We start from the raw sequence: 16,483 nt of genomic DNA on the forward strand, positions 1-16,483 counted from the left end.
CAATCCGCCGGCACGAATGGCCGTCGGTCTGACGGATCGCCGCGCGCACCCATTCTGTGGTGCTACCTCATCGGGAACCGTTCTCAACGAACATGGTTCCGAGTGTGCGACCGAAGCATTCGGCTTCTTCTACCCGGCTATCGCCAAGGAGATTAGCCATGACCGGCAAAACCCGTCCCACCGTCCTGATCACAGGCAGCAGCGGGTTTCTGGGCCAAGCCATCGCTCGCGGCTTGATGGAGCGCTACGACATCATCGGCCTTGATGTTGCCAGACGATCCTTGCCCGGCGTCGAGACGATCGAGATCGACCTTACCTCGGACGCGAGCGTGGCGAAGGCACTGGCCGAGGTGCGCGAGCGGAGCGGCGGCCGCGTTGCCTCGGTGATCCATCTCGCGGCTTATTACGACACGACCGGCGAGGATAATCCGAAATACGGCGCGGTGACCGTCGAGGGAACGCGCCGGCTGCTGAACGCGCTGAGGGGGTTCGAGACGGAGCAGTTCGTGTTTTCGAGCACGTTGCTGGTGCATGCGCCGAGCCCGGCGAAGGGCGCCAGGATCGACGAGCGATCGCCGATCGATCCGGCCTGGGCCTATCCGAGATCGAAGGCCGAGACCGAGACGCTGATCCTGAAGGAGCACGGCGACATCAAGGTTGCGATCCTGCGACTGGCGGGTGTCTATGACGAGGATTGTCACGCGGCCTTCATCGCCCAGCAGATCGCCCGCATTTTCGAGCGCATGCCGACCGCCTATCTTTTCACCGGCGACATCACCACCGGCCAGCCCTACCTGCATCTGGACGATCTCGTCGACGCTGTGGTGCGCACCGTCGACCGGCGTAGCGCGCTTCCCAACGAGACCGTACTGCTGATCGGCGAAGAAGAGACGCCGTCCTACGACGACATGCAGAAGCAGATCGGGCAGCTCCTGCACGGCGAGACCTGGCGGACCCTGTCCCTGCCGAAAGAGGTGACGAAGCTCGGCGCCTGGATGCAGGAGAAGGTTTTCGACCAGGAGACTGACATCAAGCCATGGATGATCGAGAACGCCGACGATCACTACGAGATCGACATCTCCCGCGCCAGGCGCCTGCTTGGCTGGAACCCGCGGCACAGCCTGACCGCTACCTTGCCGGAAATGATCCGGCGGCTGAAGGCGGATCCTACCGACTGGTACAAGAAGAACAAGCTTGAACCGTCGGCGGTCGCCGCTTCCGCGCCCGAGCTCAACCAGGCCGCCGAACGGCTGCAGCGCCCGCTCGAGCGCTCGGACGACGAGGTCGAGGCGGAAACCGAACGCCGCCGGGCCGCAACGCTCTGGGCGCCGCTGACCAACGTTGCGATCGGGCTGTGGCTCGTGGCGTCGCCCTTCACGCTCGGCCTGTTCGATCCCGCTTCAGCACCGATTCCGCCGGCGCTCGGACATGAGATCGCCTCGCCGGAGACGCGCGACGGCAGGCTCGGCATCAGTGAGATTGTATCCGGCCTCGCCATCCTGTCGCTGGCGCTTGTCGGCATGCGCCGGCGCTGGCACGGGCTGCATTGGATCACCGCCTCGATCGGGGTTTGGGTGATGTTCGCGCCGCTGCTGTTCTGGACCACCAGCGCCGGAGCCTACGCGACCGACACGCTGGCCGGCATGCTGATCGTCGCGTTCGCGGTGATGATCCCGCCGACGCCGGGTATCAGCCGGCGTGCCTTTGCCGCCGATGACGACCGCCCGCTCGGCTGGAGCTATTCGCCCTCCCTTTTCACCCAGCGCATTCCCATAATCGGCCTCGCCTTTGTCGGCCTGTTCGTCTCGCGCTATCTCGCTGCCTATCAGCTAGGGCACATCGACAGTCTTTGGGATCCGTTCTTCGGCCCGGGCGAAACGCCGGCCGGCAATGGCAGCGAGGCGGTGGTCACCTCCTGGGTCTCCAAGGGTTTTCCGATCGCCGATGCCGGGCTGGGCGCCTTCGCCTATGCGCTGGATATACTCGCGGGCGCGATCGGCGATCGCCGCCGCTGGCGCACCATGCCGTGGATGGTGCTTTTGTTCGGCTTGCTGGTCGTTCCGCTCGGTGTGGTCAGCGTCGGCTTCATCATCATCCAGCCGCCGCTCATCGGGGCGCTGTGCACGCTCTGCATCGTCCAGGCCGCCGTCACGGTCGTGCTCATCCCCTATTCGGTGGACGAGGTGCTGGCGAGCTGCCAGTATCTTAGGCGTGCGAAACAGGCGGGAGAGCCGTTCTGGCGCACATTCTGGTGCGGAGGCCCGGCACTTTCGGAGAACCAGACGCCGACGCCGGATCTCGACCGGCCGCTATCGGCAGTGGCGCGGGACTTCGTCACTGGCGGTGTGAATTTCCCCCGGACCCTTGTCGCCAGCACGCTCGCCGGCGCCCTGCTGATGATCACGCCACTTGTCTTCGGCACCAGCCCGCCGCTCTACTTCAGCGACCATGTCATCGGCTGCCTGGTCATCATGATCGCCGTTACGGCGATGGCCGAGGTGGCGCGAGCCGTCCGCTTTCTGAACATCGCGCTTGGAGCCTGGATCGCCCTCTCTCCGTTCATCCTCGCCGGCGGCGCGGCGGCGAGCCTCGCCAATCTGGCGATCGGAGCGCTGCTGGTCGGGCTCAGCCTGCCGCGCGGCACGCGCAGCGCTGCGCATTATGGCGGCTGGGACCGGGCCATCGTCTGAGGAAGTTCGGCGGCGCAGGACGGTCGGCCAGGTGACTGCAAAGATTGATCCGTATCAGCCTGTCGAACATATCGAGCGGGAAGTCGGCGAAAGGCGCAAAGGCGGCCGTACCCTTCCAACTTGAATTTTTCGCGTATCTGGGTTTCATAAGTCGGCAAATAACTTAGGGAGGAATTTCAACATGATAAAAAGGGCAATTCTCGGCGCCGGCATCCTCGCCGCCGGTATGTGGGCCGCGTCGTCATCGGTGTCCGCCGAAAGCCTGACCATGTATTGCGGCGTTGACGAGGTCTGGTGCCAGCAGACGGCGCGGGCGTTCGAGGAGAAGACCGGCATCACCGTCAATATGACCCGCAAGAGCGCTGGCGAAATCTATGCGCAATTGCGCGCCGAGGCCGCCAACCCAAAGGGAGACATCTGGTGGGGCGGCACCGGCGATCCGCATTTGCAGGCAGCCGAGGAGGGCCTGACAATGGAATACAAATCGCCGCTGCTCAACCAGTTGCAGCCCTGGGCGATCAAGCAGGCGGAAACGTCCGGCTACCGCACGGTCGGCATCTATTCGGGTGCGCTGGGCTTCGGCTACAACAAGGATTTGCTGGCCAAGAACAATCTGCCCGAACCGAAATGCTGGGCGGATCTGATCAAGCCCGAATACAAGGGGCACATCCAGGTCGCCAACCCCAATTCCTCGGGGACCGCATACAATATGCTGGCGACCATCGTTTAGCTGTTTGGTGAGGACAAGGGTTTCGAATACATGAAAGCCCTGCACAAGAACGTCAACCAGTACACCAAGTCGGGTTCGGCGCCGATCAAGGCCGCCGGTCTCGGCGAGACCACCATCGGCATCGTCTTCATCCACGACGCCGTGTCGCAGGTCGTCGCCGGCTTCCCGATCGTTCCAGTCACGCCTTGCGAGGGAACCGGCTATGAGATCGGCTCGGAATCGATCATCAAGGGCGCTCGCAACATGGAAGCCGCGAAGAAATTCTACGACTGGGCGCTCGAGGCCGACGTCCAGTCCACGGCGCAGGATGCGGGGTCGTTCCAGGTTCCATCGAACAAGGCGGCGAAAACCTCCGCCAAGGCGCCCGACCTCTCGACCATAAAGCTGATCGACTACGACTTCAAGAAGTACGGCTCGAGCGAAGAACGCAAGCGCCTGCTTAAGAAGTGGGAGGAGGAGGTCGCATCGCTGCCGCAATAGCAGATGCGCTTCCGCGAAACCCGCTGGCCGATTGAACCGGTCGCCGTCCTTTGGATGGCGGTCGGATGGCTGGGGTTTGCCGTGCTGCCCTGGTACGGCATCGAGGACGGGTTCTTCGGCTTTTCCTGGCTGTTCGACGGTTACCCGTCCGACAGCGAATTCGCGCCGGCACTGGTTCTGGCCCTCAAGGGCGAGAAACTGTGGCTGGCGCCGCTCGGCCTGCTGCTGGCGGTGCCGCTGCTTCTGTGGGGCCGCACCAAATCCGATCCGGTTTTCAGCCGGCTGCTGATCATTGTCGGCGCCGCCGGATTTGGCTGGCTGTTGTTCCAGGGCTTCGCCAATCGGGCTGCGCGGTTGGCAGTTCGGCTGGCTCACCAGCCTGTTCGGCGAACTTGGCGACCGCCAATTCGGCATGGGCTACGGCGCCTTGCTGGTCAGCGGTGCCTTTCTGTTCCTTTTCACCCTGGGTGTTGCCGCGCGCGGCGCCGTCTCTGGCGACGTCTTCGTCGTCGGCTCGATCGGCTTTGTCGTCGCCATGGTTGCCATTTTCATCTTCATGCCGATCCTGATGATGCTGGCCAATGCCATGCAGACCGACGACGGCGGCTACTCGCCTGTCGCGTTCCTGGCCAAGCTGTTCAGTTCGCGGCTGTGGAGCCTGGCTTGTCTTGCCGGCGGCAGCCGCTGCGGCGTGGCCTGGAATTCGCTGCTGCTGGCCGTGCTCGTCGGCCTGCTGACCATGTTTCTGGGGCTGGTGTTCGCGCTGGTCGTGACCCGTACCGGCTTCCGCCACGGCAAGCTGCTCCGCGCCCTGACCGTGTTGCCGATCATCACGCCGGCTTTCGTCATCGGCCTTGCCATCATCTTGTTGTTCGGACTGTCAGGGGCAGTGACGCAGAGCGTGGCCGGTCTCTTCGGTTTCCAGCCGACACGCTGGGTATATGGACTTCCCGGCCTGCTCATTGCCCAGGTTCTCGCCTTCACGCCGATCGCCTTCCTGGTGCTGATCGGCGTCGTCGAAGGCGTCAGCCCGTCCATGGAAGAGGCCTCCCAGACGCTCCGAGCCAGCCGCTGGCAGACCTTTTGGACCGTATCCCTGCCGCTGATGCGGCCGGGCCTTGCCAACGCCTTTCTGCTCGGCTTCATCGAGAGCATGGCCGATTTCGGCAATCCGCTGGTGCTGAGCGGCAATTACGACGTGCTGTCGACAGAAATCTTCTTTGCCATTGTCGGCGCGCAGAACGATGCGGCACTTGCCGCGATCCTGGCACTGGTGCTGCTGGCCTTCACGCTCGGCGCCTTTTATGCGCAGCGCTTCTGGATCGGCAGGCGCTCTTACACCACCGTCACCGGCAAGGGCGACGCCGGCGTCCATCCGCGCTTGCCTGCCGGGCTGACATACGCGCTCTATGTCATCGCCGGACTGTGGACGGCATTCACCGTACTGGTCTACGCGGTGATCTTCTATGGCAGCTTCGTCAAGCTGTGGGGGGTCGACCAGAGCCTGACACTGGAGCACTACCGGAAGGCGTTCTCCGTCGGCTGGAACGAATTCGGCATCCACTGGTCGGGCTCGGCATGGAGCTCCTTCTGGACGACCATGGAGATCGCGCTGATATCGGCGCCTCTGACGGCCGGGATCGGGCTTCTGACCGCCTATCTTCTGGTCCGCCAGAATTTCCGCGGCAAGAACGCCTTCGAATTTGCGACCATGCTCTCGTTCGCGATTCCGGGAACCGTCATCGGCGTCAGCTACATTATTGCCTTCAACGTGCCGCCGATCGAGCTGACCGGGACCGGCATCATCCTCGTCCTGTCGTTCATCTTCCGCAACATGCCGGTGGGCGTGCGCGCCGGCGTCGCCTCGATGTCGCAGATCGACCGTAGCCTGGATGAATCCTCGCTGACGCTTGGCGCCAACTCGTGGCAGACCTTCAGGCGCGTCATCCTGCCTTTGCTGAGATCGGCAATGCTGGCGGCGCTCGTCTATTCCTTCGTGCGCGCCATGACCGCGATCAGCGCCGTCATCTTTCTGGTCAGCGCGCGCTACGATCTCTCGACCAGCTACATCGTTGGACGTGTCGAGAACAATGAATACGGCATCGCCATCGCCTATTCGACGGTGCTGATCGTCGTCATGCTGATGGTAATTGGCTTGATGCAGCTGCTTGTCGGCAGCCGCAATATCGGCCGGCGCGGCATCCAGCAGGGCGACGGCGGCTGGAGCGTGCGCACCAATGTCAGCCTGCCCGGAACGGCCGGCGGCCCGACCACAATAGCAGGAGCCGGGTGATGGCCGAAATTCGCAGCAACGCCGCCTCGGTAACCTTCGACCATGTCACCAAGACATATCCGGGCGCCAGCATGCCGGCGGTCGACGACATCTCGCTTGCGATCGAAGCCGGCAAGCTGGTGACGCTTCTCGGGCCCTCCGGCTGCGGCAAGACGACGACGCTCCGCATGATCGCCGGCCTTGAAATGCCGTCCAGCGGCCGCATTCTGATAGGCGGCAAAGATGTCACCCGCCTGCCCGCCACCGACCGCGACGTGTCCATGGTTTTCCAGTCCTATGCACTGTTTCCGCACATGACGGTGATGGAAAACGTCTCCTATGGCTTGCGCTTCTCCGGCCATGACAAGAAGGAGGCTGCGTCTCGGGCCCGTGCCGGGCTGGAATTGGTCGGCCTGACCGGTTTCGAGGCGCGCCTGCCCAGCGAACTGTCGGGTGGCCAGCAGCAGCGCGTGGCGGTGGCGCGCGCGCTGGTGCTCGAACCGCAAGTGCTGCTGTTCGACGAGCCGCTGTCAAATCTCGACGCCAAGCTGCGCCGGCACGTGCGCGAGGAAATCAGGGAAATCCAGATCAAGCTCGGGCTGACGGTGGTCTATGTCACACACGACCAGGAAGAGGCGCTGGCGGTTTCGGATCGTATCATCGTCATGAACAAAGCGGTGATCGCACAGGACGGCACGCCACGCGAACTCTACGACGCACCGGCCAACGCTTTCGTCGCCGACTTCATCGGCGAAGCCAATATCCTCGATTGCGAGGTGGTTTCGGTAGGAGGCGATGAAGCTGCCGTCCGGCTGGGTTCGCTGGCCTTGAAACTGCCGGCGCGAGGCCACCAGGCCGGGCCGGCGAAGCTGGCCGTCCGTCCGAGCCGCATCGAGATCGGCCCTGCCGGTGCACCACGGACGATCGCGGGCAGGCTCGAAAAGGTCACCTATGTCGGCAGCCATCTCGAACTGATCATCGGCACACCGCACGGCCAGGTGTTTGCAATATCGCACAACATCGATGCGCCGTTTCAGGCAGGCGACAGCGTCGGCATCGGCTTTCCGGAGCGCGGACCGGTTCTGATCAAAGCTTGAAGGATTGCACGCAGAGCTGGCGAACCTGGGCGAACACACCGCTGCCGGCGCAAATCACCAGCGCGCCGTGTTCCAGAACCGTCTTTGGGTCGGGCTTGACGATCGTGCCGCCGGCTTCTTCCACCAGCAGCATGCCTGCCAGGCAGTCCCAGGCGTTCATATGCTCTTCGACATAGCCGAGCAGCCTGCCGGCGGCCGCATAGGCGAGCATCAATGCGCCGGATGCGTTACGGAAAAACACGCCGCCTTTTGAAAACAGCAAGCCGATGAGCGTTGCGACGTTTTGCATTTCGGCGCGGTTGGAAAAGCCGGTGCCCAACGAGCCGTCGGTCAGGCTGATGGCCGCGCTTGCCCTGATCGGCTTGCCGTTGAGAAAAGCGCCGCCGCCCTTGCGGCAATGGAACGTTTCGCCGGTAGAGGGCTCGTGGATGACACCCACGACAGTGTCGCCGTCCTTGGCGCAGGCGATGACCACGCACCAGGCCGGAATGCCCCGCACGAAGTTCGCGGTGCCGTCGATCGGATCTATCACCCAGACATGCCCGCTCGATCCGGTGACCGAGGCATGCTCCTCGCCGACAATTCCATCGGTCGGGTAGTCGGCTTTCATTGCCGCACGGATGAACAGCTCGACCTCGCGGTCAGCCTGCGAGACCATGTCCTGATGACCTTTGCTCTCGATGGCGAGGCTGTCGAGGTCGCGAAAATACTTCAGGCCGAGCGCGCCGGCGCGCCGCGCGAGATCGATGGCGAACTGTTCGCGCGTTGCTGTGTCGGGTGTCATGAGATCCTTGGGATGGCGAATGTGATCTGAGGAAAATACCCCCAGCCAGAGAAGCTTAGCGGTGAAGATAAGAGTGTGCAAATGACGAGCCCTGCCTTTTGCGGGGCGGCCCCGAGGCCGACCGATCTTCCATGCGCCCGACAGCGACAGTCGCGCTCATACGGGTCCGGTCATGTCGCCGTCGACATAGATGATCTGGCCGGTCATGAAGCTCGACGCGTCGGAAACCAGGAAGATCGCGGCACCGCCCAGTTCATCGACCTCGCCCACGTTGCCAGCGGCCGACCAATGCCGCGGCTCAATCCGGAAATTAAGGCGGTTTTACCGGCGAGGCCGAACAGGTCCGATAGGTCATCAATGCTTTGTTTCCCCAGAACTTTGTTTCCCAGAGTTGCGCTTTGTTTCCCAGAGATGGCGGCCAGACGCAGGCGATCGAAGCCTCGTCGCGCATCGTTAGCGCTGACGACCGCTGTCAGCAATGGCGAGATCGCCGGCGATAAACGCCTATCCCCGCCGGACACCTTGCCGGCGCAGATCGTCCATCGTGCGCGAAATGCCTTGGCGCAGGATCGACACCATGTCGTCGATCTGCTCGCGCGTGATGATCAGCGGCGGCGACATGGCGCACATGTTGATCAGCGGTCTGACCAGCAGGCCGAGCTCGTGGATCCGCCTCGCTTATGACCCCGAGGCTCGGCTGGCGATGGCAGACTGAATAATTCTTAGCGCAGCAATGCGGCCGGCGACGATGGCGCCCTCGACGTAGCCCGGAAATGATGGCGACAGCTCCGACGAGGCGAAATGGATCCGCGACGCGCCGGCGCGGATAACGCGTTCGGCATCGGTTGCCGTCGCATCGACGATCAGATCGCTGTAACCGCCGCCGCTCCAGCGATCCCCAGTCCAGTCGCGATAACTGAGATCGATGATGCCGGCCGCCTCGATACCGAGCGCCTCTTCCAGCCTTGACGTCACCTTTGCGCGCAACGCCGCGTCGTCCAGATCCCGCCAGCGCTGCGCCAGCGGCCCGCCGATGAAGACGACAAGGGCTGCGTGATCTTCGTCTCTGCTGGCATCGCAGGCAAAAAGCCCGTGCGGGTCGCGCCACATCACCATGCCGCTCAAGCCCCTGTCGCGCCAGAAAGCCTTGGGGTAGCGCACCAGCATTTTGATCACCGCGCCGCTTTGCCAGACGCCGAGGGCTCTCTTCAGCACAGCCGGCAGCGGCGGCACGAAATCCACTCTCGAGGCCATCATCGGCGGTACGGCGACCAGTACCGCTCGTGCCTCGATCGCGCCGGCAGGCGAAACGACGCGAACTCCTCGCGGCCCGTGCTCAATGGCCTCGACAGCTGTATTCAGCCGCAGTCGATCGCCGAGATCCCGCCCAAGATCATCCGCCAGCGAATGCATGGTTTCGCGCACGAAATACTGCAACTCCGACACCTCATTGGTGATGCGGCGATCATTGTCGATCAGGAACCAAAGCGGCAGCGTTTCCATTGCCAGGCACCACAGGCCCTCGATCATCGACCGAAAGGCGGCCTTCGCATCGTCGGGATCGGCCTGGCGATCGAGCCATGCCGCTACCGTCAAGCCGGCAATGGTCGGGTCGGTCGGTGCGATCGCGTTCATCCGCTCGCGCATTCGCATCGCGGTGCCGTAAGTGCGCCCGGCTTGCGCCTCGCTCATTCGCGGCTGCGTGACGAATTCGCCTGCGACATGGGTCTCGACCAATGTCTTGCCGCGCGCTCGCACCAGCGCCATTAATTCCGGCATGTCTTCGCACAGGAACTGGCCGCCGCTGTCGATCCGCTCGCCGAGCCCGTTCTGCACGGCTTCGACGCGGCCGCCGACACGGTCGCGGGCTTCGAGCAGCACGACATCGATGCCGGCGTGGTTCAATTCACGCGCGGCCGACAGGCCGGTGAAGCCGGCGCCGACGATGGCCACATCGGCTCGTTCGATCTTGAACTTCATTAGCCGGCCTTGATCTTCTCGAATGTCAGGGGCCGGATCATTGTCTTCATTGCTGGTCCACCCTCTTTTTGATGGTTCACGCCGGCCTGGCACCGCGGGCTGCAGAGTTCGGATAGTGCTTGGGGAATGCCGCAGACAGGAACTCGTTCGCGGCCTGCAGCGCCGTCTCGCGTGTGGCGTCCTCGGTGCCCATCATCAAATGCAGCCACAGACCATCCAGCATGGCGCTGAGCGCCAGCGCCATGACTTGCGGCTCGTAGGCATAGAAGCCGCTCTGCTTGAGCGCCACGCAAAGATCGATGAATATGTTCTGGTAGACGGCATCGCGTGCGCTGCTCAGCGCCTGATATTTCGGTCGCGATTTGGCCTCGCCCCAGAAGGCACACCAGGCAGCCAGCTTGCGCTTGTTGCAGATCGAGCGGTTGAAATCGGCTGCCACCAATGCCTGCAGCTGGCGGGCGGGATCATCGCCGGCCCTTTGCAAGGCGCTGCGCCAATGCGCCGAATACTCGTCATGCATGTATTGCAAAGTGGCGACGAGCAGCTTCTCCTTGCTCTCGAAATGGAAATTGACGATGCCGCGCGACAGGCCGGCGCCGTCGGCGACGTCGGCCATAGTCGTTTCCGAATAGCCGCGCTTGGCCAATGAATCGATAGTCGCTTCGATCAGTTGAACCTGCCTTGTCTCTTTCGACGCTTTGCGGCCGCGCTTTTCGGAATCGCTTTTTCGCGCCGGTTCGAGGAGGGCTTCGCGCGCCTCTGTTGTCTTCATCGGGGTGATGGTCTCCAGCATCGCCGGCTAGCCGATCGGCTTCGGCCGCGAAGATCAGTGGGACGGTGTTTGCCACTGTCAAGCACCTTCTGCACGGCTGCCCATATTCGAATGTTCTCGTCGAGATTGCATCCTTGGAGAAAACGACGTCGAAGGCACCGTCGGCGAAAGGGCAGCGATCCCGGCGATGCAGACCAGATCAGCGCCGCCGAGCCCGCCTGCAGCGGACCTTGGGTCGAGATCTACGCCAGGCGCGAGCTGCAATATCAAAAGCTGCTGAGGCGTGCCAAACTGGCGCCGCGGCTGGTCATCAAACTCGACCGCCGCACCAGTCCGCCCGCGGATTTTTAAATATGGCCGACGACACCGACAGTCCCGAACTCGACACCGAAGCCGCCGAACAGTGGCAGCTGATCAACACGCCGCTCGGCGAAAAATGGTCGGGCCGCACCCGCTATGCCGCGGCCATGTTCTTCTACAAACGCGGCGAGATGAACGCCGAGACGCTCGAGGTCTACCGCATCTGCACACGCCTGGATTCGACGGATCCGCTGCCGATCATCCGTGATCGCGGCATTGGCCAGGACTGGCTTAAACGCATGGGTTTCGAATAGTCCGCCCCCAAAACGCGTTCCGGTCAAGCCGGCATCACCCGCTTAGCCGATGGTCCTTTCCAGCATGCCTAGCCAGTTGCGATAGGCGATCTTCTCGATCAGCGCGCGCCCGAAGCCGCGTGCCGCGAATGCGTCGAGCAGTCTTGGCAGGCCGGCAACATCGCCTATCACGGCCGGGATCATGGCGCCGTCGAAATCCGAGCCTAGGCCGACGCCGTCTTCGCCCAGCGCCTGCAGCAGCGAATCGACATGGCGCACCATGATGTCGAGGCCGGTGTCGGCGTTCATCCTGCCGTCCTCGCGCAGGAACCCGGTGGCGAAGTTCAGCCCGACCATGCCGCCGGAGTCGCGGATCGCGCCGAGCTGCCATTCGGTGAGGTTGCGCGAATGGCCGCAGATCGCGTGCACGTTGGAATGGGTCGCGACCAGCGGTGCGTCGCTGATCTCGACGACGTCGCGGAAACCTTTTTCGTTGAGATGCGAAAGATCGATCATGATCTTCAGCTGGTTGCAGGCTTTCACAAGCGCCTTGCCGGCATCGGTCAGCCCCGCCCCTGTATCGGGCGATGACGGGAAACGGAACGGCACGCCGTGGCCGAAGGCATTGGGACGGCTCCAGACGACACCGAGCGAGCGCAGGCCGGCTGCGTGGAGAACGTCGAGCAGGGTGAGCTCAGGGTCGATCGCCTCGACCCCTTCGATATGGAACACCGCCGCGATCGAGCCTTGCGCCATCGCCTTCCTCACATCGCCGGCGCTGCGGCAGACAGTAAGTGCCGAAGCCCGCTCCAGCCTGAACAGGATCGAGGCCATCGCTACGGTGGAGTTGAGCGCATCGGCGCGCGGAATCTCGGGTGGCAAGGGCTCGCTGTCGCTCGGCGCCAGCGGCACCGCGCCGCGTTTGGATTTCTCGACAGGCGGCGGGAAGATCGCGAACATGCCGCCGGCAAATCCGCCTTTCTTCGCGCGCGGAAGGTCGATATGGCCACCCGGCGTCCCCTCGACGAACAGCTTTTCGACGTCCGCATCCTTCGACTGGTAGAGCCGGAGCAGCGTGTCGTTGTGGCCGTCGAAGACGGGAACGAGATCGGATTCGGTCATGGAGGGCCATTCGGTTGAAGTGGTCGGACCGCGGACGGCGAGCCGGTTGCTGGCAATACTTAGGCAAGGTTGGCGCTCTGCGCAAATCCCGTATGTTTGCCCCTTGCGTTTGTACGCCTCCGATAGCCAAAGGGGCACGCGGTAAAGCCGCGCACCCCTTCTCCTGTCATTCATCGAGGGGCTGTGCTTACCGCTTCAGCACGTCCGCCCATTCCGGATGGCGGCGGAACTGAGCATTGGCGAACGGGCAAAGCGGGATGATCGTCTTGCCCGCCGCACGTGCATCCTCGACGGCACGGGTGACCAGGCGAAGCCCCGCGCCCTGGCCGCGAAATGCATCCGGCACTTCGGTATGGTCGATGATGATCTGGTGCTCGCCGACCTTGGTGAAGGTCATCTCAGCCTCGGCGCCGTCCGGCCCACGCAGGAGATAGCGGCCCTTCGAGCCGCGGTCCTCCAGCTCGATCTCCGGCAATAGGTCAGACATGGCTTGCGGTCCTTTCATCCGGCGCAAGGGCGAACAACCGCCGCGCCGCCTCGATCTCGGTCGGCCGCACCTCATGGCCGCCGTCATGCCACTCGACTGTGACATCGGCGCCATCGGCGCGCAAATAGGCTTCAAGCCGCGCCGTCAAATCAGGCGGACAGATCGGGTCCCGCCTGCCGGCGGTGACCAGGATGCGGCTGCCGCCAAGGCTGCCCTTGACCTCCGGCTCGAACGGGATCAGCGGATGCATCAGCACCGTTGCGTCGAACAGCGACGGTTCGGCAAACAGCACCGAGGCCAGGATGTTAGCGCCGTTGGAGTAACCGAGGCCGAGCACCGAAGATGGCTTTGCCGCCTCGACATGCGCCTTGACGAAGCCGGCCATCCTCTCCGTCGCTCGCGTGAGGTCGCCCATGTCGTAAACGCCCTCGCCGGTCCGGCGGAAGAAGCGTGCGGCGCCTTGTTCCGAGACATCGCCGCGCGGTGCGACGACCGTCGCTTGCGGCGCGAGATCGCGCCCAAGCGACAGAAGCTGGGCCTCGTCGCCGCCGGTGCCATGGAAGACGAAGAGCAGCGGTCCGGCCGGCGAACCGGGCAGCACCTTGTGAATATATGAATCCTTGCTCATGACGTCGCCCTCAGTCTTCCAGTTTCTGCAGATGCTGCTCGAGATAGGGCCGCAAATGCTGGTGTTGCAACGGCAGTTTCAGCGCCTCGCCAAGGTGGGCGGTATCCTCGTCGCGGTCGAAGCCCGGCTCGTTGGTGGCGACCTCGAACAGCACGCCCCCCGGTGTGCGGAAGTAGATCGCCCAGAAATAATCGCGGTCGATCACCGGCGTCACCTGATAACCTGTATCGAGGAGTGCCTTGCGCACTTCGAGCTGCTTGGCGCGGTTCTCGACGGCGAAAGCAACATGGTGGACCGAGCCGGCGCCGAGATTGGCGAAGCCGGCCCCTGGCAGCGATTCGATATCGACGACGTCGGCGCCGTTGCCGTTCTTCACCGCCAGCCGCCTGATGTTGCCGGACTTGTCGACCTCCTCATAGCCCATGAATTTCAGCAGCTCTTCGGTGGCGCCGCCATCTTTCAGCCTGAGCGACACCGAGTGAAAGCCGCGGATCGCCTCGTCGGTGGGAATGCCACCCTTGGCCCATGGCGCACGGTTGTCCGCTCTGTCTTCGACCAGCGCAAACCCGTCGCCGTCGGGACCGGCGAACGCAAGACGCTTCTCGCCGAATGTCTCCTCGCGGGACAGCCCAGTGACACCTTGCTCGGCAAACCGTTTCTCCCAATAGCCGAGCGTGCCCTCGGGCACCGAGTAAGCGGTGGTACCGACTTCGCCGATTCCATGGCGGCCTTTGCCGATGTTCGGGAACGGGAAGTAGGTCATCACCGAGCCGGGCGTGCCGACCTCGTCGCCGTAATAGAGGTGGTAGACATCGGGTGCATCGAAATTGACCGTTTTCTTGACCCGGCGCAGGCCGAGCGTACCGGTGAAGAATTCGTTGTTCTGGCGCGCATCGCTGGCCATCGAGGTGACGTGATGCAGGCCCTTGACTTGGTCGAGCATGTTTCTGCTCCTTCCCTTGTGCTGGTGCGGCCCTTGCCGCTGTCCACGCAAATATGAGGATCCGCCTCCTGGCCGCAAAGGCGGCAAACACAGAATGGACTGTGCTGTTAAAGTGAACGATCAAGCAGGTTTTGTTCACCATTCGGCGAACCGGACCGGCTTGCATACTCGCCGAAATTGCGCTCCATGAGCAACGCATGTAGCCAGCGTGAGGATACCGCGGTTGACGGGAAAACGCCCCAACATTCTCCTGATCACCTGCGACCAGTGGCGCGGCGACTGCCTGTCAGCTGCTGGCCACAAGGTGGTAAGAACGCCCAATGCCGACGCGCTGGCCGCCGAGGGCGTTCTGTTCCAGAAGCACTATGGCGGCGCCGCACCATGCTCGCCGGCACGCGCCTGCCTCTACACCGGCCTCTACCAGATGAACAATCGTGTCTGCCGCAACGGCACGCCGCTCGACGCCCGCCACAGCAACATAGCCCTCTGGGCACGCGCCCTCGGCTATGATCCGACGCTGTTCGGTTATACCGACATGGCGCGCGACCCGCGCACGCTGGCGCCTGGCGACCCGCAGCTGAAAAGCTATGAAGGCGTGCTGCCCGGCTTCAACGTGCGCCAGCTTCTGCCCGAGCACCAGAAGCCCTGGCTGTCATGGCTCAAGGCGCGCGGCGTCGATGCCGGCGCCGGCTCCCCCGCCATTCACCGCCCGGCGGGCGAAATCCTGGAAAACGACGGCGCGATCAGCAACGGTCCGCCAATCTATTCGAAGGACGAGACGCCGTCGGCCTTCCTGGCCGGCGAATTCATCCGCTGGCTCGGCGAGCAGGAGCGCGATGCCCCGTGGTTCGCGCATCTTTCCTTCATCAGCCCCCACCCGCCCTTCATCGTGCCGGCGCCTTACAACGCCATGTACGATCCGGCCATCGGTCCAGCTTTTGACCGCGCGGAAAGCTGGCAGGCCGAAGCAGCAAGCCACCCTTATCTCGCCTATGAACTTGACCGGCAGGAACGGTCGAAATTCCGTCCCGGCTCGGAGGGCAAGGTGCGCGACTGGGGCGACGATAATTTTCGCCGCATCCGGGCGCTCTATTACGGCATGATCTCGGAGGTCGACGCGCAGCTTGGCCGCGTCTGGCAAGCGGTCAAGGCGGCCGATGCATGGGACGACACCGTCATCGTGCTGACCTCCGACCACGCCGAGATGATGGGCGACCATTTCATGCTGGGCAAGGGCGGCTTCTTCGACTGCAGCTTCCATATTCCGCTGATCATTCGCGATCCGCGCCGCCGCAAGGCTGCCGGCAGCAGCGTCGACCGCTTCACCGAGGCGGTGGATTTGGCGCCGACCTTGCTTGAGCTCACTGGGCTCGAGCTCACTGGCGGCGAAGTGCTGCCGCATCTCGACGGCCGCTCGCTGGCGCCTTTCCTGGACGCAACGGAGCCGAACAATTGGCGCGATGCGGCGCATTGGGAGTTCGATTTCCGCTCGATCGCGGATGGTGATGCCGAACGGTATTTCGGCGTCGGTCCGCGTCAGTGCAATCTCGCCGTCGTTCGCACGCAAAAATTCAAATATGTGCATTTCGGCGGAGGCCTGCCGCCCTTGCTCCTCGACCTGGAGAAGGATGCGCGCGAGTTGACCAATGTCGCTGACGACCCAGCCTATCTGCTGGCACGGCTGGAATTTGCCGAGAAGTTGCTCGCCTGGCGGGCCGAGCATCTCGACCAGTCTTTGGCGCTCGCCGAATTGACGGACAATGGCGTTGCCGGCCATGTCGCCGGCTTCCCCTCGAGATAAGCAAAGCCCGCGCCCTTTGCCGCCCCGGCGTGTCATTCGGCCGGTGCGCAGCTTATCCGATGATCAAGCCCTGTTTTTCCGCCTTTTTACGAAAACTGGCCGTT

At 63.4% G+C, this 16,483-nt stretch carries 12 protein-coding genes and 3 pseudogenes; 6 read left to right on the forward strand and 9 right to left on the reverse strand.

Annotated elements, in window-relative coordinates:
- Positions 1–158: 158 nt before the first annotated feature.
- The 4 genes and pseudogenes from NKH16_RS31815 (at position 159) to NKH16_RS31830 (ending at position 7,269) form a co-directional block, all read left to right on the forward strand.
- A complete protein-coding gene (locus NKH16_RS31815) occupies positions 159–2,690 on the forward strand; it encodes an NAD-dependent epimerase/dehydratase family protein (protein WP_352822299.1) in 2,532 nt (843 codons plus the stop codon).
- A gap of 226 nt (positions 2,691–2,916) precedes the next feature.
- Positions 2,917–3,900: pseudogene (locus tag NKH16_RS31820) on the forward strand (ABC transporter substrate-binding protein).
- A 3-nt stretch (positions 3,901–3,903) separates the two neighbouring features.
- Positions 3,904–6,193 (forward strand): annotated as a pseudogene (locus NKH16_RS31825) (ABC transporter permease).
- On the forward strand, positions 6,193–7,269 hold the full coding sequence (locus NKH16_RS31830) for an ABC transporter ATP-binding protein (protein WP_352747437.1): 1,077 nt from the start codon (positions 6,193–6,195) through the stop codon (positions 7,267–7,269). Before NKH16_RS31825 ends, NKH16_RS31830 begins: the two are co-directional and overlap by 1 nt.
- Here NKH16_RS31830 and NKH16_RS31835 read toward each other — a convergent pair.
- The 5 genes and pseudogenes from NKH16_RS31835 to betI form a co-directional block, all read right to left on the reverse strand.
- A complete protein-coding gene (locus tag NKH16_RS31835) occupies positions 7,259–8,053 on the reverse strand; it encodes an inositol monophosphatase family protein (RefSeq protein ID WP_352747440.1) in 795 nt (264 codons plus the stop codon). The genes NKH16_RS31830 and NKH16_RS31835 overlap by 11 nt on opposite strands.
- Positions 8,054–8,209: 156 nt before the next feature.
- On the reverse strand, positions 8,210–8,356 hold the full coding sequence (locus NKH16_RS31840; RefSeq protein ID WP_502894852.1) for an SDR family oxidoreductase: 147 nt from the start codon (positions 8,354–8,356) through the stop codon (positions 8,210–8,212).
- 201 nt (positions 8,357–8,557) lie between these two features.
- A pseudogene (locus tag NKH16_RS31845) lies at positions 8,558–8,719 on the reverse strand (aspartate aminotransferase family protein); the annotation flags it as partial.
- Positions 8,720–8,731: 12 nt separating this feature from the next.
- Entirely contained in the window at positions 8,732–10,033 is a 1,302-nt protein-coding gene (locus tag NKH16_RS31850; RefSeq protein ID WP_352747442.1) for a flavin monoamine oxidase family protein, read from the reverse strand.
- Positions 10,034–10,109: 76 nt separating this feature from the next.
- Positions 10,110–10,826: a transcriptional regulator BetI gene (gene betI, locus NKH16_RS31855; RefSeq protein ID WP_502894850.1), complete on the reverse strand. Its 717-nt coding sequence runs from the start codon at positions 10,824–10,826 to the stop codon at positions 10,110–10,112.
- A 332-nt stretch (positions 10,827–11,158) separates the two neighbouring features.
- On the opposite strand from betI, the gene NKH16_RS31860 reads away from it, so the two are divergent.
- On the forward strand, positions 11,159–11,419 hold the full coding sequence (locus NKH16_RS31860) for a hypothetical protein (protein WP_352747446.1): 261 nt from the start codon (positions 11,159–11,161) through the stop codon (positions 11,417–11,419).
- Positions 11,420–11,461: 42 nt separating this feature from the next.
- Here NKH16_RS31860 and NKH16_RS31865 read toward each other — a convergent pair whose 3' ends face one another.
- The 4 genes from NKH16_RS31865 to NKH16_RS31880 form a co-directional block, all read right to left on the reverse strand.
- Complete coding sequence (locus NKH16_RS31865; protein WP_352747449.1) at positions 11,462–12,520, reverse strand: dipeptidase; 1,059 nt, start codon at positions 12,518–12,520, stop codon at positions 11,462–11,464.
- A gap of 187 nt (positions 12,521–12,707) precedes the next feature.
- Positions 12,708–13,007: a GNAT family N-acetyltransferase gene (locus tag NKH16_RS31870; protein ID WP_352618800.1), complete on the reverse strand. Its 300-nt coding sequence runs from the start codon at positions 13,005–13,007 to the stop codon at positions 12,708–12,710.
- A complete protein-coding gene (locus NKH16_RS31875; protein WP_352747452.1) occupies positions 13,000–13,635 on the reverse strand; it encodes an alpha/beta hydrolase in 636 nt (211 codons plus the stop codon). The genes NKH16_RS31870 and NKH16_RS31875 overlap by 8 nt, the downstream gene beginning before the upstream one ends.
- A 10-nt stretch (positions 13,636–13,645) precedes the next feature.
- Positions 13,646–14,578, reverse strand: a complete 933-nt coding sequence (locus NKH16_RS31880; RefSeq protein WP_352747455.1) for a VOC family protein — start codon at positions 14,576–14,578, stop codon at positions 13,646–13,648.
- A 223-nt stretch (positions 14,579–14,801) separates the two neighbouring features.
- Between NKH16_RS31880 and NKH16_RS31885 the strand changes: the two genes are divergently transcribed.
- Positions 14,802–16,379, forward strand: coding sequence for an alkaline phosphatase family protein (locus NKH16_RS31885; RefSeq protein WP_352747456.1), 1,578 nt, complete (start codon positions 14,802–14,804; stop codon positions 16,377–16,379).
- Positions 16,380–16,483 lie beyond the last annotated feature (104 nt).

This window comes from Mesorhizobium sp. M1307 (assembly GCF_040318155.1).
Lineage (GTDB): Bacteria > Pseudomonadota > Alphaproteobacteria > Rhizobiales > Rhizobiaceae > Mesorhizobium.